The sequence below is a fragment of the Enterobacterales bacterium endosymbiont of Anomoneura mori genome (assembly GCF_047159375.1).
Taxonomy (GTDB): Bacteria; Pseudomonadota; Gammaproteobacteria; order Enterobacterales; family Enterobacteriaceae_A.
On sequence record NZ_AP031381.1, the window covers coordinates 1 to 19,166 of the forward strand.

At 17.2% G+C, this 19,166-nt stretch carries 14 protein-coding genes; 6 read left to right on the plus strand and 8 right to left on the minus strand.

Annotated features, from left to right (window positions below; all coding sequences use genetic code 11):
• The 3 genes from mnmG (at position 1) to groL (ending at position 3,931) form a co-directional block, all read left to right on the plus strand.
• Positions 1-1,839 (plus strand): tRNA uridine-5-carboxymethylaminomethyl(34) synthesis enzyme MnmG, encoded by a 1,839-nt coding sequence (gene mnmG, locus ACMCL3_RS00005; RefSeq protein ID WP_412728761.1) that lies wholly within the window; start codon positions 1-3, stop codon positions 1,837-1,839.
• A gap of 116 nt (positions 1,840-1,955) precedes the next feature.
• A complete protein-coding gene (locus ACMCL3_RS00010) occupies positions 1,956-2,249 on the plus strand; it encodes a co-chaperone GroES (RefSeq protein WP_412728762.1) in 294 nt (97 codons plus the stop codon).
• Positions 2,250-2,281: 32 nt separating this feature from the next.
• Positions 2,282-3,931, plus strand: a complete 1,650-nt coding sequence (gene groL, locus ACMCL3_RS00015; protein ID WP_412728763.1) for a chaperonin GroEL — start codon at positions 2,282-2,284, stop codon at positions 3,929-3,931.
• 74 nt (positions 3,932-4,005) lie between these two features.
• On the opposite strand, the gene ACMCL3_RS00020 is transcribed toward groL, so the two are convergent.
• From ACMCL3_RS00020 to ACMCL3_RS00035, 4 genes are all read right to left on the minus strand, one after another.
• Positions 4,006-4,737 (minus strand): phosphoadenylyl-sulfate reductase, encoded by a 732-nt coding sequence (locus ACMCL3_RS00020; protein ID WP_412728765.1) that lies wholly within the window; start codon positions 4,735-4,737, stop codon positions 4,006-4,008.
• A gap of 50 nt (positions 4,738-4,787) precedes the next feature.
• Complete coding sequence (cysI, locus tag ACMCL3_RS00025; protein WP_412728766.1) at positions 4,788-6,506, minus strand: assimilatory sulfite reductase (NADPH) hemoprotein subunit; 1,719 nt, start codon at positions 6,504-6,506, stop codon at positions 4,788-4,790.
• On the minus strand, positions 6,506-8,254 hold the full coding sequence (locus ACMCL3_RS00030; RefSeq protein WP_412728767.1) for an assimilatory sulfite reductase (NADPH) flavoprotein subunit: 1,749 nt from the start codon (positions 8,252-8,254) through the stop codon (positions 6,506-6,508). The genes cysI and ACMCL3_RS00030 overlap by 1 nt, the downstream gene beginning before the upstream one ends.
• Before the next feature lie 197 nt (positions 8,255-8,451).
• Positions 8,452-9,432: a DNA polymerase III subunit delta' C-terminal domain-containing protein gene (locus ACMCL3_RS00035; RefSeq protein ID WP_412728768.1), complete on the minus strand. Its 981-nt coding sequence runs from the start codon at positions 9,430-9,432 to the stop codon at positions 8,452-8,454.
• A gap of 114 nt (positions 9,433-9,546) precedes the next feature.
• Between ACMCL3_RS00035 and grpE the strand changes: the two genes are divergently transcribed.
• From grpE to cgtA, 3 genes are all read left to right on the plus strand, one after another.
• Complete coding sequence (grpE, locus tag ACMCL3_RS00040; RefSeq protein WP_412728769.1) at positions 9,547-10,122, plus strand: nucleotide exchange factor GrpE; 576 nt, start codon at positions 9,547-9,549, stop codon at positions 10,120-10,122.
• Positions 10,123-10,309: 187 nt separating this feature from the next.
• Positions 10,310-13,189, plus strand: a complete 2,880-nt coding sequence (locus tag ACMCL3_RS00045; RefSeq protein WP_412728770.1) for a valine--tRNA ligase — start codon at positions 10,310-10,312, stop codon at positions 13,187-13,189.
• A 213-nt stretch (positions 13,190-13,402) separates the two neighbouring features.
• Positions 13,403-14,413, plus strand: a complete 1,011-nt coding sequence (cgtA, locus tag ACMCL3_RS00050) for an Obg family GTPase CgtA (protein WP_412728771.1) — start codon at positions 13,403-13,405, stop codon at positions 14,411-14,413.
• Positions 14,414-14,460: 47 nt separating this feature from the next.
• On the opposite strand, the gene pnp is transcribed toward cgtA, so the two are convergent.
• The 4 genes from pnp to infB form a co-directional block, all read right to left on the minus strand.
• The gene (gene pnp, locus ACMCL3_RS00055) at positions 14,461-16,548 is read right to left on the minus strand and encodes a polyribonucleotide nucleotidyltransferase (protein WP_412728772.1); all 2,088 of its coding nucleotides are present in this window, start codon (positions 16,546-16,548) and stop codon (positions 14,461-14,463) included.
• Between the two features lie 89 nt (positions 16,549-16,637).
• The gene (locus ACMCL3_RS00060) at positions 16,638-16,847 is read right to left on the minus strand and encodes a 30S ribosomal protein S15 (protein WP_412728773.1); all 210 of its coding nucleotides are present in this window, start codon (positions 16,845-16,847) and stop codon (positions 16,638-16,640) included.
• 83 nt (positions 16,848-16,930) lie between these two features.
• The gene (gene rbfA, locus ACMCL3_RS00065) at positions 16,931-17,293 is read right to left on the minus strand and encodes a 30S ribosome-binding factor RbfA (protein WP_412728774.1); all 363 of its coding nucleotides are present in this window, start codon (positions 17,291-17,293) and stop codon (positions 16,931-16,933) included.
• 31 nt (positions 17,294-17,324) lie between these two features.
• Complete coding sequence (gene infB / locus ACMCL3_RS00070) at positions 17,325-19,166, minus strand: translation initiation factor IF-2 (RefSeq protein WP_412728775.1); 1,842 nt, start codon at positions 19,164-19,166, stop codon at positions 17,325-17,327.

Genomic DNA, 19,166 nt, shown 5'->3' on the forward strand with positions numbered 1-19,166 from the left:
ATGATTTATCCAGAAAAATTTGATATAATAATTGTTGGTGGAGGACATTCAGGGGTTGAAGCTGCATTAGCATCATCTAGAATGGGAAAAAAAATTTTATTATTAACAAATGATAAAAATGATTTAGGAGAATTATCATGTAATCCTTCAATTGGTGGAATAGGTAAAAGTCATTTAGTAAAAGAAATTGATGCACTTGGAGGTATAATGGCAAAAGCATCAGATATTTCTGGAATTCAATTCAAATTATTAAATTCTAGTAAAGGTTATGCAGTTCAATCTACTCGTGCACAAATAGATAGAATTTTATATAAAAAAACAATATTTTATGCATTAAATAATGAAAAAAATATTAAAATTTTACAAAGTTCAGTTAAAAAAATTATTATAAAAGATAAATGTGCAGTAGGTGTAATTATAAAAATGAATTTAAAAATTTATTCTAAATCAATTATTATATGTGTAGGAACTTTTTTAAATGGTAAAATACATATTGGATTAAATAATTATAAAGGAGGCCGTATAGGTAATAATTCTTCAAATTATATTTCTTTTTTTTCTGATAAATTATCATTTAAAATTAATCGTTTAAAAACTGGTACACCTCCACGTATTGATAAACGAACAATAAATTTTAAAATTTTAAAAAAACAATATGGTGATAATCCTTTACCTTTTTTTTCTTTTTTAAATAATATTAAAGAAAATTCTAAACAAATTAAATGTTATATAACAAATACTAATGAAAAAACTCATGATATAATTAAAAAATTTATTAAATATAGTCCATCTTATAATGGTATTATTAAAGGAATTGGTCCACGTTATTGTCCTTCAATTGAAGATAAAATAATAAGATTTAAAAATAAAAAAACCCATCGTATATTTTTAGAACCTGAAGGAATTATAAGTAATATAATCTATCCTAATGGTATTTCAACAAATTTACCATATAATATACAATTAAAATTTATACGAACAATAAAAGGTTTAGAAAAATCAAAAATTATTCAACCTGGATATGCTGTAGAATATGATTATTTAGATCCTCGTAATTTAAAACCAACATTAGAAAATAAAAATATTAATGGATTATTTTTCGCTGGACAAATAAATGGTACTACTGGATATGAAGAAGCAGCAGCACAAGGTATAATTGCTGGTATTAATTCAAGTTTATATATTTCTGGAAAAAAAAAATTTATAATTAACAAAAATATTGCTTATATTGGTGTATTAATTGATGATTTAATAAATTTAGGAACAAAAGAACCATATAGAATTTTTACTTCAAGATCAGAATATCGTTTACAATTACAAGAAGATAATTCAGATATTCGTTTAACTTCAATAGGCAGAAGACTTGGTTTAATTAATGATATAAGATGGAAAATTTTTTGTAAAAAAAAAAATATTATAGAAAAAGAAAAACAAAGAATTAGAAGTTTATTTATATATATTATTAAAAAAAAAAAAAATAAAAAAAAAAAAAATGGTTTAAAATTATTATGTATACCAAAAATTACATATAATAAATTAACTTCAATTAAAAAATTTTCACCTTCTTTAATATATAAACAAATTTATAAACAAATTGAAGTACAAATAAAATATGAAGGATATATTAAACATCAAAAAAAAGAAATAATTAAAAAAAAAAAAGAAAAATTTTTTTTACCATTAAATTTTAATTATTATAAAATTTATGGTTTATCAAATGAAGTAATATTAAAATTAAATAAATATCAGCCTAAATCTTTTAAAAAATCTTTAAATATTTCTGGAATAACACCAGCATCAATTTCAATTATATTATTTTGGTTTAAAAATTTTTTTTAAAATTTAATTACTTAAATATAAATTTAAAATATATAATTTATTAATATTGCAAATATATTTAAAAAAAATATAATAAAAATATTTTATTTAATATTTTAATGAAATAGGAGTTATTAATGAATATTAGACCATTACATGATCGTGTTATAATTAAAAGAAAAAAAAATAAAACAAAATCTTCTGGTGGTATTGTTCTTACTAGTTTAAATACTGAAAAATCAACAAGAGGTGAAGTTTTAGCAGTTGGTAAAGGAAAAATTTTAGAAAATGGTATTATTAGACCTTTAGATGTAAAAATTGGAGATAATGTTATATTTAATGATGGATATAATATAAAATCTGAAAAAATAAATGGTGAAGAAATATTAATTATACAAGAAAGTGATATTTTAGCAATTATTGAAAAATAAAAATTAAAAATTTTTTAAATAAAAGGATAAAAATGACAGCTAAAGAAATAAAATTTAGTAATGATGCACGTTTAAAAATGCAACATGGTGTAAATTTACTTGCTAATGCAGTAAAAGTTACTTTAGGTCCTAAAGGAAGAAATGTAATACTTGATAAATCTTTTGGTGCTCCATCTATAACTAAAGATGGTGTAACTGTAGCAAAAGAAATTGAACTTGAAGATAAATTTGAAAATATGGGTGCTCAAATGGTTAAAGAAGTTGCTTCTAAATCAAATGATGCTGCAGGTGATGGAACAACTACTGCTACAGTATTAGCTCAATCTATTATAAATGAAGGTTTAAAAGCTGTAGCTTCTGGAATGAATCCAATGGATTTAAAAAGAGGTATAGATAAAGCTGTAATAGCTGCTGTTAAAGCATTAAAAAAAATATCAGTTTCATGTTCAGATTATAAATCAATTGCTCAAGTAGGTACTATATCTGCAAATTCAGATGAAAAAGTAGGAAATCTTATAGCTGAAGCTATGGAAAAAGTTGGTAAAGAAGGTGTAATAACAGTAGAAGAAGGTACAGGATTAAAAGATAAATTAGATGTAGTTGAAGGAATGCAATTTGATAGAGGATATTTATCACCTTATTTTATTAATAAACAAGAAAAAGGTATAATAGAATTAGAAAATCCTTTTATATTGTTAGTTGATAAAAAAATTTCTAATATTCGTGAAATTTTACCTATTTTAGAATCTGTATCTAAAACTGGTAAACCATTATTAATTATAGCTGAAGATATTGAAGGAGAAGCATTAGCAACTTTAGTAGTTAATTCTATTAGAGGAATTGTTAAAATTGCTGCTGTTAAAGCTCCTGGATTTGGTGATCGTCAAAAAGCTATGTTACAAGATATTGCTATTTTAACTGCTGGAACATTAATTTCTGAAGATATTGGAATGGAATTAGAAAAAACTAAATTAAGAGATTTAGGTCAATCAAAAAAAATTATTATTAATAAAGAAAACACAATAATAATTGATGGTATTGGTGATAAAGATTTAATTAAATCACGTGTTTGTCAAATTAAAGAACAAATTAAAGAAACTACTTCTGAATATGATAAAGAAAAATTACAAGAAAGTATAGCAAAATTAATTGGAGGTGTTGCAGTTATTAAAGTTGGTGCAGCTACTGAAATTGAAATGAAAGAAAAAAAATCAAGAGTTGAAGATGCGTTAAATGCTACAAGAGCAGCAGTTGAAGAAGGTGTTGTAGCTGGTGGTGGTGTTGCATTAATTAGAGCTGCTAGTATGATAAATAAATTAAAAGGTGATAACGAAGACCAAAATGTTGGAATAAAAGTTGCTTTAAAAGCAATGGAATCACCTTTACGCCAAATTGTTATAAATACTGGTGTAGAAGCTTCTGTAGTTTTAAATAATGTTAAATTAGGAAAAGGTAATTATGGTTATAATGCATATTCTGAAAAATATGGTGATCTTATAAATATGGGTATATTAGATCCTACTAAAGTTACAAGATCTGCTTTACAATATGCTGCATCAATTGCAGGTTTAATGATAACAACAGAATGTATGATTACAGATATATCAAAAGAAGATAAAACAGATATGTCAAATCCAATTAATAATATTGGTAATATGGGTGGCATGAATAATATGATGTAATATTTTTATAAAAAAAATATATTTTTAATATTATTATTTAATAAAACCCTGATATTATCAGGGTTTAAATATTTTTATTCATGTATTCCGCATTCACGTTTTAATCCAAAAAATCTTGTATCTTCTTCTTTCATTCCTACAATCCATTTTGTTGTTGTATGTGTATCACCTATACTTAAATAACCTTTTTCTTTTAATGGATGATATTTTAAATTATTTTTTTTAATATATTTAAAAATTTTACGATTATTCCAATCAAAAATAGGTAAAAATTTAAATATTTTATTATGAATAGATAAAATATTTAATTTTTCTCTACTTTTTGATTGTTCATATCTTAATCCTGCAAACCAAGTTTTTACTTTAAATTTTTTTATTGCTTTATTCATAGGTTTAATTTTATTTATTAAATTATATTTATTAATTCCATTTATTCCATTTTTCCATAATTTACCATAACGTGCCTCTTGCCAAGCAGCTGAATATTTTGAACGAAATATTTTTAAATTTAAATTTAATTTTTTTTTTAATTCTTCAATAAATAAATAAGTTTCAGAAAATAAATATCCTGTATCAATTAAAATAATTATTATATTTGGTTTTATTTTTGTAATCATATGTAAACAAACTGAAGATTGTATTCCAAAGCTTGAAGAAAGAATAAAATTTTTTTTTAAATTTTTTAATGCCCATATTATTCTTTCTTCAGATGTTATATTATTTAAATATTTATTTATCTTTGATAATAATATAATTTTTTTTTTATTATTTTTTTTATTTAATTCTGATAAATTAATTTTTTTCATTTTATAAAATTATATAAAATTATTAATATTTATAAAATATTTCTAAAAAATTATAACCAAAAATCTTTTACTGAATTTATTACAGGTTTTACAATTTTAGCTCTTATAACAAAATCTCCAAAATTTTCTTCTTTTTTTTTATTTTTAGCCCATAATTTAATTAAATTATTTAATTCTTTAAAAATTTCTTTTTCTTTAATATTTTCTTTATAAATACGTGCAATTCTTGTACCTTCACGATTACCTCCTAAATATAAATTATATTTATTTAAAGACTTACCAATTAATCCTATTTCTGCAAGTAATGCTCTTGCACAACCATTTGGACATCCAGAAATACGAAAAATAATATAATTATTATTAATATTATTTTTATTCATAATTATTTCAATTTTAGTAATAAATTCAGGTAAAATTCTTTCAGCTTCTGCCATAGCTAAAGGACAAGTAGGAAATGAAACACAAGCCATTGAGTTTTGTCTTTGTTTTGAAATATTATTATTAATTAATCCATAAAAAATAGCTAAATTATTAATATTTTTTTTTTCTTTTTCTAATACATCTGAAATTATTAAATTTTGATTAGCTGTAATTCTAAAATTACCTTTATGTATTTTTGCAATTTCTTTTATACCATTTTTAATTAAAAATTTTGAATAATTTAATATTCTTCCATTTTCAATAAATATTGTTAAATTCCATAATCCATTAATTCCTTTTGTCCATCCAATATAATCTCCTCTATATTTTAAAATATATGGTTTGATTTTTTCAAATTTTATTTTAGCTCTTTTTTCTATTTCTTTTTTAAATTTATTAATCCCTACTCTTTCAATTGTATATCTAGTTTTAGCATTTTTACGATCAATTCTATTACCCCAATCTCTTTGAGTTGTTATAATAGCTTTAGTTATAGATATAATTTTATATAAAGGAATATATCCTAATTCTGTAGATAAACGTGGATATGTTTTTTTATTACCATGTTCAATAGATAATCCTCCACCTATGAGTATATTAAATCCTATAAGTTTTTTATTTTCATTATCAGAAATAGCAATAAAATTTAAATCATTAGCATGTAAATCTACATCATTTTCAGGTGGAATTAATATAGATGTTTTAAATTTTCTTGGTAAATATGTAGAACCTAAAATTGGTTCTATATCAGTTGTTAAAAGTTTTTTTTTATTTAACCATATTTCAGAATATGCATTAGTTTTTGGTAATAAATATTCAGAAATTTTTTTTGCCCATTTATATGCTTCTAAATGTATTGTTGATTTCATTGGATTAGAAGTACATAATACATTACGATTAACATCATTTGCAGTAGCTAATGAATCTAATTTAATTTTATTTAATAATTGATGTATTGATTTTAATTTTTTTTTCAAAATACCATGTAATTGAAAAGTTTGCCTATTAGTTAATCTAATAGATCCATAAATTGTATGTTTCCCAGCAAATTTTTCAATATTTAACCATTGTTTAGTTGTTATTATACCTCCAGGTAATCTACATCTTAACATAATTGAATATCTTGGTTCTAATTTTTGTTTTAATCTTTCTTTTCTAATATCTCGATCATCTTGTTGATACATACCATGAAAACGTATTAAAGAATAATTATCACCAATAAAACCACCAGTTAAACTATTATTTAAATCTTCAGATATTGTACCACGTAAAAAATTACTATTTTTTTTAATATATTCAGCAACATTTAAATGATTATCTATTTTATTCAAAATTTTTTTATCAATCATTAATATATATCTTTTTGATAATATCCTTTTAAACGCATATTTATTAAAAATTTATCAGCTTTCTCATAGTTCATTTTACCATATTTAGATAATATTTTAATTATTGTTTTTTCAACATCTTTTGCCATATTATTAGCATCTCCACATATATAAATATATGAACCATTTTTTATCCATTTCCAAAAATTTAAACCATTTTCTAAGATTTTATTTTGAATATATATTTTATTTTTTTGATCTCTTGACCAAGCAAGACTTATTTTGTTAATTAAACTTTTTTCAAAATATTTTTGCCATTCTGATTGATATAAAAAATCTTCTGTAAAATGTTGATTACCAAAAAATAACCAATTTTTACCAGTAGCTTTTTCAAAATTTCTTTGTTGTATAAAAGAACGAAAAGGCGCTATTCCAGTGCCTGCACCAATCATAATAATATTAGTTTTATTATCTTTAGGTAATTTAAAATTTTTATTTTCTTGAATAAAAATATTAATATAATCATCTTCATTTAAACGATTAGATATATAACTTGAAGCACTACCATATCTTATATGATTATTAATTTTATATTTTATAACATTAACAGTAATATGAACTTCATTTTCATTTTCTAATTGAGAAGAAGATATTGAATATAATCTAGGTTTTAATGGACGTAAAATTTTTATTAAATTTTTAAATTCAATTTTAATAGGTTTTTCATATAACATTTCAATAATAGGTGTTTTTTTAACATATTCTTTAATTTTATTTTTATTTTTTAATAATTTTAATAATTTTTTATTATTTGAAATTTTTGTATATTTTTCAACAATATCAATAGTATTATTTAATAATTCAAAATTATTAATTAAAATTTCTTTATGTGTTAAAAAATTATTATTAAATTCAATTTTCTTATTACATTCAATATTTAATAATTTTAATATTTCATCAACTAATTTTGGATCATTTTTATGAATTATACCTAATGCATCACCAGGATTATATTTAATTTTTGAATTTAATAAATCAATTTCAATATGTTGAATATTTTTATTTGAATATAAACCAGTAATTTTTTGTTTACTTATTATTTTAGCTTTAAAAGGATTTTTTTTTGAATATAAATGTTTTTTATTGATATTAATATTTTTATTTATTTTTAAAATTTTAATTATTTTTTTTCTCCAATCACTAGCAACTTTTTCGAACTCAATATCTGAATCTACTCTATCAATTATACGTTTTGCACCTAAATTAAATAATATTTTATCAAAATCTTTTGAAGTTTGACAAAATTTTTCATATGTTTTATCTCCTAAACCAAAAATAGCGTATTTTATATTTTTAAGATGTTTAATTTTTTTAGAATGTAAATAATTATAAAAAGCAAATGCTTCTTCTGGAGGTTCTCCATCTCCTTGAGTTGAAGTAATTATTATTAATATGTTTTCTTCTGAAATTTTTCTAAATTTATAATCTTTTACATTAAATAATTTAACTTTAATTTCTTTTTTTAATAATTCATCATATAATTTTTTTGATAAATAATGTGCATTACCTGTTTGTGAAGAAGAAATAATAGTTATTTTATCATTTTTAATAATATTATTATTATTTTTTTTACTAATTAATCCCCATAAATATCCAGATAACCATGAAATTTCTAAAGGTGTATATAAATTTATATTTTTTTTAAAAAAATTAAATTGTTCAAAATTTATAGGAAAATTTTTATCTGAAAAAAAATTATTTTTCGTCAATTTTTTCTCTTATTTTAAAATATTTTAAAAATAACAAAATATATTTTAAATGTTTATTTTTAATAAAAAAATAAACATTTTGTTAATTTAAATAATTTTAATAAAATATTATATATATATATAATATTATATTTAAATGGTTTATTAAAATTTTAATATATTTTAAAATCAATATATATTTTTTATTTTAAAAATATTTAATTATTTAAAATTTTTTTTAATAATATTATTTGTTCTATAAATAATATTTCTATATTTATACCTTTTTTATTTTTAATTTTATATTGAAATTTACTAAATTTTTTTATAAAATTATATAATTTTATTAAATTTATTATATTAGATAATTTTTTTATTATTTCTTTTTTATCTTTATTAATTATATAATTTTTACATTTTTGTTTCCATTTAATTATATCAATAAATAATGTATATAACCAAAAAAAAATTTGTTCTAAATTTTTATATTTTAATATATTTAATAATAAAAATATTTTTTTATTAAAAATTTCATTATATAATAATTTATATATTTTATTTCTTTGTAACCATAATTTTGAACATAACATTTTTTTTGCTAATAATGGTGCACCATTATTTAAATATAATGCAGTTTTTATTTCATTAATATTATTATTATTAATATTATTATTTAACCATTTTATACTTTTTTTTTCATTTGGTATTTTTAAATTTAAATAAAAACAATTTTTTTTAAAATTTATTAATAAATTAGATAATTTATTACATTTTATTAAAAAAAAAACATTTTTTTTATAATTTTTAAAAATTTTTAATAATTTATAAATTATATTTTCAGATAATAATTCAGGATTTTGTAAATAAATAACTTTAATGTTTTCTTCTTGTGCACAAATATTAATAAAATCAATCAATTTATTAAAAAATTCATTAATATCATTTTTATTATTATTTATTTTATTTATTAAAAAATAATCTGGATGAGTTTTTGAATTCATTAATATACAATTATTACAAATTCCACAATTTTTTTTTTTAATATTTTTACAAATTAACCATTTACAAATATTTTTTAATAATATATTACCACCAATTCCTGATAAACTATATAAAAAAAAAGTATTTTTAATTTTTTTTTTTTTATAATATGTTATAATTTTATTATAAATAGAATTAAGCCATGGATATAAATTCATATTTTATAAAAATATTAATTAATTTTTATTATTATAAATATTTTAAATTTAATAATATGTTAAAATAATTATAAAAAAAATTATTAAAATAATAAATTATTTTAAGGAAAATTAATGGATATTAAAAAAAATATATCTAATGAAAAAAATTTAAAAAATGAAAATATTAAAAATATAAACGAAAAAACTTTTAAAAAAGAAAATAATGATAATTTAAATAAACATATTAATAAATTAGAATTACATATTGAAGATCTTAAAAAAAAAGAATATGAAAATTATTTACGTTATAAAGCAAAAATTGAAAATTTTAAAAAACGTACTTTAATAGATGTTGAAAAAACATATAAATTTATTTTAGAAAAATTTTCTAAAGATTTATTATTAATTATTGATAATTTAGAGATGGCTGTTAAAATATTTAACAAAAATAATAATAAAAAAAATAAAATATTTGAAGGTATAGAATTAACATTAAAATCATTAATTAGTTTAATAAATAAATATGGTATTAAAGTTATTAATAAAATAAATATACCATTTGATCCAATTAAACATCAAGCAATAAGTGAAATAATAACTAATAAATTTAAATCTAATTATGTTATTAATATCATGCAAAATGGTTATATTTTACATGATCGTTTATTAAGACCTGCAATGGTAATTGTATCTAAAAATTCTAAATAAAATTAAAATTTTTTAAATATTATAAAAATAATATAATAAATTATATATCATATAAATTATTAAATATTTTAATAAAACTATTTTTAAATTTTTAATAATATTAATATTTTTTTATAATTAATATTATTTATTTTAAATTATTGAAAATATTAATATAAAAATAAATACATTTTATAAAATAATTTTAATGAATATAAAAAAAAAAAAAAATAATATTTTATATAATTTTAATAAAGAAGAAAAAAAAATATATAATTTTTGGGAAAAAAAAGGTTATTTTAAAATAAAAAATATAAATAATAAAAATTATAAAAATAATTTTTGTATTGTTATTCCACCTCCTAATATTACTGGGAATTTACATTTAGGACATTCTTTACAACAAACAATTATAGATATTACTGCAAGATATAATAGAATGAAAGGTAAAAATGTTTTATTAAAATTTGGGACTGATCATGCTGGAATAGCAACTCAACTTATGATATTAAAAAAAACAAATTTTAAAAATAAAAAAAATAATTATAGTAATAATTATTTAATTAAAAAAACTTGGTTATGGAAAAAAAAAAATGTTAATATTATAAATAATCAAATAAAACGTTTAGGAATTTCTGTTGATTTAAATAATGAAATATTTACTATGGATAATAATTTTTCTAAAGCTGTTAAAAAAGTTTTTATTAAATTATATAAAAAAAAAATAATATATAAAAAAAAAAAATTAGTTAATTGGGATGTAAAATTAAATACTGTAATATCTGATTTAGAAATAAAATATAAAATTATTAAAAGTTATTTATATTATTTAAAATATCCTTTAAAAGAAAAAAATAAAATATTAAATAATTATTCATATATAATTATAGCAACTACTAGACCAGAAACAATTTTCGGTGATATTGCAATAGCAGTAAATCCTAAAGATAAAAGATATAATAAATTAATAGGGAAAAAAGTTATTATTCCATTAATAAATCGTTCAATTCCTATTATATCAGATAATAGTATAGAAATTAATAAAGGTACTGGATGTGTTAAAATATCTCCAGGACACGATTTTAATGATTATAAAATTGCAAAAAAAAATAATTTAGATATAATTAATATTTTTACTTATAATGGAAAAATTAGAAAAAAAATTGAAATAATTAAAAGTAATAAAAAATGTAATAATTATTTAAATTCAATACCTAAAAAATTTCAAAATTTAAATAGATTTAAAGCTAGAAAAAAAATAATTTTAGATTTAAAAAAATTAGGATTTTTAAATAAAATTGAAAAATGTAAAATGAATATACCTTATAGTGATAGAGGAAAGGTAATAATTGAACCAATGTTAACTAACCAATGGTTTTTAAAAAGTAATTACTTAACTAAAAATGTAATAGATGCTATTAAAAAAAAAAAAATAATTTTTTTACAAAAAAAATATAAAAATATGTTTTTTGGATGGATTAAAAATATTCAAGATTGGTGTATTTCTAGACAATTATGGTGGGGGCATCGTATACCTGCATGGTATGATAATAATAAAAATATTTATGTTGGTAATAATGAAAAAGAAATTCGTATTAAATATATGATTAAAAAAAATACTATATTAAAACAAGATAATGATGTTTTAGATACATGGTTTTCTTCTAGTTTATGGACTTTTGTAAGTTTAGGATGGCCTAAAAAAAATAAAGAATTATTAAATTTTCATCCAATAAATATAATTTTTAGCGGTTTTGATATTATTTTTTTTTGGATAACTAGAATGATTATGTTAACAATGTATTTTATAAATGATAAATTAGGAAATCCTCAAATTCCATTTAAATTTATTTATATTACTGGTTTAATATGTGATATTAAAGGTAAAAAAATGTCAAAATCTGAAAATAATACTATTGATCCAATAGATATTATTGAAGGTATTAATTTAAAAAATATTATTAAAAAAAGATTAAAAAATAATTTTTTTAAAAAAAAAAATTATGAAATAATAAAATTTACTAAAAAACAATTTTCTAATAATATAAAACCTTATGGATCAGATGTTTTAAGATTATTTTTATCAAATTTATCAAATACAAAAAGAAATATAATTTTAGATTTTAAAAAATTAGATAAATGTAAAAATTTTTGTAATAAATTATTAAATGCATTTAAATTTATATTAACTTATAAAAATAATTATAATTATGATTATAATTATAATTTAAAAAATGAAAATATTAATTTTTTTTTAATAGATCGTTATATTCAAATTAAATTAAATATAATAATTAAAAAATATTGTAATTTATTAGATAATTATTGTTTTAATATTGCAATAAATATTTTATATAATTTTTTTTGGAATGAATTTTGTGATTGGTACTTAGAATTTTCTAAAATATTTTTTAAATATGGAAACAAATTTGAAAAATATAGTAATTATTATACTTTATTATATATATATGAAAAAATTTTAATACTTTTACATCCTATAATACCATTTATTACTGAATATATTTGGAAAAAAATAAAAAAAATAAAAAATGATTTAAAAGATTCTATAATGTTAAAATCTTTTCCAAAATATAATAATATTATTTATAATAAAAAAGACTTAGAAGATATAGAATGGATTAAAAAAATAATTTCATCTGTAAGAAATATAAGATCAAAAATGTTAATAAAATATAATAAAAAAATAAATATAATATTTTGGAATATTAATAAAAATATTAAAAAACGTATTAATAAAAATAAAAAAATTATTAAAAAAATAGCAAATATTAAAAAAATTAAAATATTATCTAAAAATCAAAAAAAACCTATTTGTTTAATTAAATTAATAGATGGAAATGAATTATTATTTCCTTTAAAATTTATTAATAAAAATATTGAAATTAAAAGAATTAAAAAAGAAATTAAAAAAATAAATTGTAACATTTTAAAAATAAAAAAAAAAATTAATAATATAAATTTTTTAAAATATGCACCTAAATTAATAATTTATAATAATATTAATGAATTATTAAATTTAAATATAAATAAAAAAAAATTAATAAAACAATTAATTATTTTTAAATAAATTAAAATATTTTTAATTTTATAAAAAAATAATTAAATTATTAAGGAAAAAAAATGCAAAAAATTAAAGATATATTTTTTATAATAATAGATTTTTTATTTTAATAATATTAAAAATGATAAAATAGATATAATAATATTGTTAATATTAATATTTAAAATTTTTTTTATAATAAAATTTAAAAAATATTAATTTAATTTTTTTTGAGTAATTATGAAATTTATAGATGAAGCATATATTAAAGTAATTGCTGGTAAAGGAGGTGATGGATGTATAAGTTTTCGTAGAGAAAAATATGAACCGTATGGCGGTCCTAATGGAGGTGATGGAGGTAATGGAGGAAATATATACTTATGTATAAATAAAAATTTAAACACATTAACACATTTAAATTATAAAAAAATTTTTTGTGCTAAAAATGGAGAAAATGGAAAATCTAAATTACGTACTGGTAAAACTGGTAAAGATTTATTTATTTATGTTCCTACTGGTACTATTATTAAAAATAAAATTAATGGAGAATTTATATGTGAAATGAATTTAAAAAATAAAAAATTTTTAATAGCAAGAGGAGGTTATAAAGGATTAGGTAATAATCATTTTAAATCTTCAATAAATAGAACACCTTATAAAAAAACTTTTGGAAAATTAGGTGAAATAAAACATTTATATTTTAAATTATTATTATTAGCAGATGTTGGAGTTATAGGATTACCTAATGCTGGAAAATCAACTTTTGTTAATTTAATATCATCATCAAAAAATAAAATTGGAATATATCCATTTACAACAATTATTCCAAAACTTGGTTTTGTATATATTAAAAAAAATGAACATTTTATTATTGTTGATATCCCTGGTTTAATTAAAAATTCTTCTAAAGGAAATGGATTAGGATATAATTTTTTAAAACATATAGAACGTTGTAAATTATTATTATTATTAATTGATATAAAACCTTTAGATAATACAAATATAATTAAAAATATTAAAATTATTATTAATGAAATAAAAATATATAATAAAAATTTATTAAAAAAACCATTTTGGTTAATTTTTAATAAAATAGATCTTATTGAAAAAAAAAAAATAAATAATATTGTTAAAAATGTAATAAATAAAATAAATTGGAAAAATAAATATTATACAATTTCATGTTTTAAAAATGAAAAAATAAAAAAATTATGTAGTAAAATTATGAATTTTATTAAAAAAATAAAATAAATATTTTTTTTTATTAATTTTATTTATATATTTTTTTTAAATATAATTTATTTTTTTAATATATCTTTAATACTTAATCTTATTTTACCTTGTTTATCTATTTCTATTACTTTAACATTAATTTCTTGCCCTATTTTTAAATAATCTGTTATTCTATTTACTTTTTTATTAGAAATTTGAGAAATATGTAATAAACCTTCTTTATAATTATTAATAATCAAAAATGCTCCAAAATCTAAAATACGTGTAACTTTACCTTTATAAATATTTCCTATTTCAATATCTTTAGTTATAATATTTATTTTTTGAATAGCAAGATTAATTTTTTTTATATCATTTGAAGAAATTTTTATAATACCATCATTTTCAATTTCAATAATTGTATCAGTTTCTTCAGTAAGGTTACGAATTATATTTCCACCTTTTCCAATTAAATCTTTAATTTTATTTTTATTAATTTTTATTATATTAATTTTTGGAGCAAATTTTGAAATTTCTTTTTTAGGTATATTTATTATTTTTTTCATTTTATTTAAAATATGTAATCTTGCAATTTTTGCTTGTTTTAAAGTTAATTCAATTATTTTTTCATTTATACCTTGTGATTTAGTGTCAATTTGTAAAGATGAAATACCATCATAACTACCAGAAACTTTAAAATCCATATCTCCTAAATTATCTTCTTCACCTATTATATCAGTTAAAATTATAAAATCTTTATTATTTTTAATTAATCCCATTGCAATACCTGCAATATGAAAATTAATTGGAACACCAGCATCCATAAGAGCTAAAGAAGCACCACAAACTGATGCCATTGAAGAAGAACCGTTTGATTCAGTAATTTCTGAAACAATACGTATAATATAAGGAAATTTTTTATATGTTGGCATTGTAGGTAATAATGATTTTTTTGCTAATTGTCCATGTCCAATTTCTCTTCTTTTAGGAATAGATAATAAACCAATTTCTCCTACAGAAAATGCTGGAAAATTATAATGAAATATAAAATTATTTGTTTTTTCACATATTAATTCATCTAAATTTTGTGCATCTTTTGTTGTACCTAATGTAACAGTTACTAAAGATTGAGTATCACCTCTTGTAAACAAAGCAGAACCATGAGTACGAGGTAAATAATTTATATGTATATCTATATTTCTAATTTCATCTATTTTACGACCATCAATTCTTTTATTTGTATTAATTATTTTATCTCTTAAAATTTTTTTTTCTAAATCTATATATATATTTTCAATATCATTTTTTTTAATTGATTCATTATTTAAAATAATTTTATTTATTACTTCTTCTTTATTTTTATTAAGTTTTAATATACGTTCATTTTTATTTTTTATATTATATATTTCAATTAAAGAATTTTTAGATAAATTTGATACTTCATTAATTAAAAAATCATTTATTTTATTATTTTTATATTTTTTTTTTTTAATTTTTTTTCTTTTTATAAATTTATTTATATTTTTTATAACAATTTGTTGTTTTTTATGACCAAAAGAAATTGCATTTAATAATATTTTTTCATTTATTAAATTAGATTCTGATTCAATCATTATAATTGATTCATAAGTACTTGCAATAATTAAATTTAAATTACTATTTTTTAATTGTTTAATAGTTGGATTTAATATAAAATTATTATTTATATATCCTATTCGAGAAACTCCAATAGGACCAAGAAATGGTATATCAGATAAAGATAAAGCTGTTGAAACAGCAATTATTGAAACAATATCTGGATTAATTTGTGGATTTAATGACATAACTATTACATTAATTTGAATTTCATTATTAAAATTTTTTGGAAAAAGAGGTCTAATAGAACGATCAATTAAACGAGAAATTAAAATTTCTCTTTCATTTGGGCGTCCTTCACGCCTAAAAAAACTACCTGGAATTTTACCTGCAGCATATGATCTTTCTTGATAATTAATAGATAAAGGTAAAAAATTGTAATTATTATTCACTTCTTTACTTACAACAACAGTTGCTAAAACTACAGTATCATCAATATCAACAATTACAGAAGAATTTGCTTGTCTTGCTATTAAACCTGTTTTTAATTTAACATTATTTTCACCATATTTAAATTCTAAAATGTAAGATTTAATCAAAATTATTATCCTGTTAATTTAAATATTTAATATAATTATTTATTATTAATTAAACTATTTTATAAATAAATTATTTTAAATTTATTTTATTATAATTTTAAAAATTTTTTTTTTTTAAAATATTTTAATAATTTTTTTTTTTTAGATATAATTCTTGATAAACCAACAAGACTATGTTTATCTTTTTTATTAATTAAAAAATGTTTTTTTAATTTTTTAATTTTTTTATTAAATATATTTATTTGTTTTATTGAATTATCAATATTTTTTTTTTTAAAAGATATTTTTTTAATAAACATTATTTCCTTGTATAATTTTATATTTGTTAATAATAAAAAATTATTTAAATTTTAATTTTTAAATATTTAATATGTTTAAAAATTTAATTTGTTTTATTTAATAATGAAGTTATATATAAACTATCTTTTAATGATCTATCATAAATAAAAATTAAATTTGGTATAAAACGTAATTTTATATGTTTACTTAATAAATAACGTATTTTTTTAGAAAATAATTGTAATTTTTTAATTTGTCTTTCTTCAAAAATTTTTTTTTTATTTTTTAAAATACAATTTAATATTGTAACATAAATTTTAGCATACATTAAATTTTTAGAAATAATTACTTTTGTAATAGTTATAATAGAATTAGAATTTTTATTTTTTTGTTGTAATATAATAGAAATTTCTTTATATATTTGTTGTTCTATTTTTTTAATACGATTAGTTTTTCTTTTAATCATTATTTTAAATTTATTTTATATAATTATTTAATTAATTATATACTTCAATTTTATCTTTAATTTTAAATTTATCAAAATTTTTTATATATATACCGCATTCTGTACCAATTTTAACTTCTTTAATATTTTTTTTAAAATGTTTTAATGAATTTATTATACCTTTAAATATTATTTTATTATTACGTAAAATTTTAATTTTATTATTTTTTTTAATTGTTCCATTTGTTATTATACAACCTGCTACATTGCCTAAATTTTCAATTTTAAATATACTACATATATTAGCAGAACCAATTTGTTTTATATTATGTTCAGAAGATAAATTAATAATTATTTTTTTAACATCTTTAATTAATTTGTATATTATTGAATAATAACGAATATCTAAATTTTTAAATTTATTTAATTTACATAATAAATTTTCTTTATTTATATTAAAACATAAAATAATTGCTTTATTATTTAATGCTAATATTAAATCATTTTCATTTATATTATTTATACTTAAATTTATAATATTAATTTTAATTATATCATTAGATAATTTTAATAATTCATTTTTAATTACTTCACAAGTTCCTAATACATCAGATTTTATAATAATATTTATTTTAAATATTTTTTTTTTATTTATATTAATATTTTTATTAATTTCATTAACTTTTTTTATTTTATTTTCTTCATTAACTATTTCTATTTTATTTTCTTCATTAACTTTTTCTATTTTATTTTCTTCATTATTAATTATATTTTTATTTAAAAATTTATTTAAATTATTTTTATTATTTAAAAAATATAATTTATCTCCTATTTTAGGAACAAAACTTAATCCTATAATTTCAATTGTCATAGATGGTAATGCTATATTTATATTTTTACCAAAAATATTTCTTATTAATTTTATTTTTTCAAATTTAAAATTATATATTATAATATCATTTTTATATATAATACCTTTTTTTAATAATAATATAATAATAGGTCTAGAACCTTTATCGTAATAAGATTCAATAACTATTCCATTAGGATTATTATCTTTATTTTTTTTTATTTCTAATATTTCTGATTCTAATAAAATTGAATTAATTAATTTATTTACACCCTTTCCTGTTTTTGCTGAAATATTAACAAATTGAGTTTCTCCTCCCCATTCTTCAGATATAATTTTATATTTAGTTAATTCTTCTTTTATAATATTTAAATTTAAATTTTTTTTATCTATTTTATTTAATGCAATTATTAAAGGAATTTTAAATTTTTTTGAATATTCAATTGTTTCAATTGTTTGTGGCATAATTCCATCATCAACTGCAATTACTAAAACTATAATATCAGTATTTTTAATACCTTTTTTACGCATAGAATTAAATATTTCATGTCCTGGAGTATCTAAAAAAGTAATAAAACCATTTTTTGTTTTAATATTATATATTCCAATATGTTGAGTTATATTTCCAGATTCTTTTGATACTATATTTGTCGATCTAATATAATCTAATAATGATGTCTTACCATGATTAACATGTCCCATTATTGTAACAATTGGGTTTTTTTTTTTAATTTTTTTTTTTTCTTTTTTTTTTTTATATAAAAAAATTTTATTACTGTTTTTTTTTAAAATTAAATAAATTATATTACTTTTAATTATTTCTTCATTTAATATAATTTTTTTTAATTTTATTATTTTTTTTAATAATTTAAAATATTTAAAATTAATTATGTTTGATAATTTTAATAATGTAATATATTTATATAATATAATAATATTAAAATTATGTTTTTTATATTTTTCTATATATTTACTTATATTTTTTTTTTCAATTATTTTTAATTTTTTATTATTTTTTTTATTTATTATTATATTTTTTTCCAT

What these genes read in the sequence shown, in the direction of transcription:
- infB (WP_412728775.1), bottom strand. Translation starts at nt 19,166, where the DNA reads ATGGAAAAAAATATAATAATAAATAAAAAAAATAATAAAAAATTAAAA.
- ACMCL3_RS00035 (WP_412728768.1), bottom strand. Translation starts at nt 9,432, where the DNA reads ATGAATTTATATCCATGGCTTAATTCTATTTATAATAAAATTATAACA.
- grpE (WP_412728769.1), top strand. Translation starts at nt 9,547, where the DNA reads ATGGATATTAAAAAAAATATATCTAATGAAAAAAATTTAAAAAATGAA.
- groL (WP_412728763.1), top strand. Translation starts at nt 2,282, where the DNA reads ATGACAGCTAAAGAAATAAAATTTAGTAATGATGCACGTTTAAAAATG.
- ACMCL3_RS00020 (WP_412728765.1), bottom strand. Translation starts at nt 4,737, where the DNA reads ATGAAAAAAATTAATTTATCAGAATTAAATAAAAAAAATAATAAAAAA.
- ACMCL3_RS00060 (WP_412728773.1), bottom strand. Translation starts at nt 16,847, where the DNA reads ATGTTTATTAAAAAAATATCTTTTAAAAAAAAAAATATTGATAATTCA.
- cysI (WP_412728766.1), bottom strand. Translation starts at nt 6,506, where the DNA reads ATGATTGATAAAAAAATTTTGAATAAAATAGATAATCATTTAAATGTT.
- cgtA (WP_412728771.1), top strand. Translation starts at nt 13,403, where the DNA reads ATGAAATTTATAGATGAAGCATATATTAAAGTAATTGCTGGTAAAGGA.
- ACMCL3_RS00045 (WP_412728770.1), top strand. Translation starts at nt 10,310, where the DNA reads ATGAATATAAAAAAAAAAAAAAATAATATTTTATATAATTTTAATAAA.
- ACMCL3_RS00010 (WP_412728762.1), top strand. Translation starts at nt 1,956, where the DNA reads ATGAATATTAGACCATTACATGATCGTGTTATAATTAAAAGAAAAAAA.
- rbfA (WP_412728774.1), bottom strand. Translation starts at nt 17,293, where the DNA reads ATGATTAAAAGAAAAACTAATCGTATTAAAAAAATAGAACAACAAATA.
- mnmG (WP_412728761.1), top strand. Translation starts at nt 1, where the DNA reads ATGATTTATCCAGAAAAATTTGATATAATAATTGTTGGTGGAGGACAT.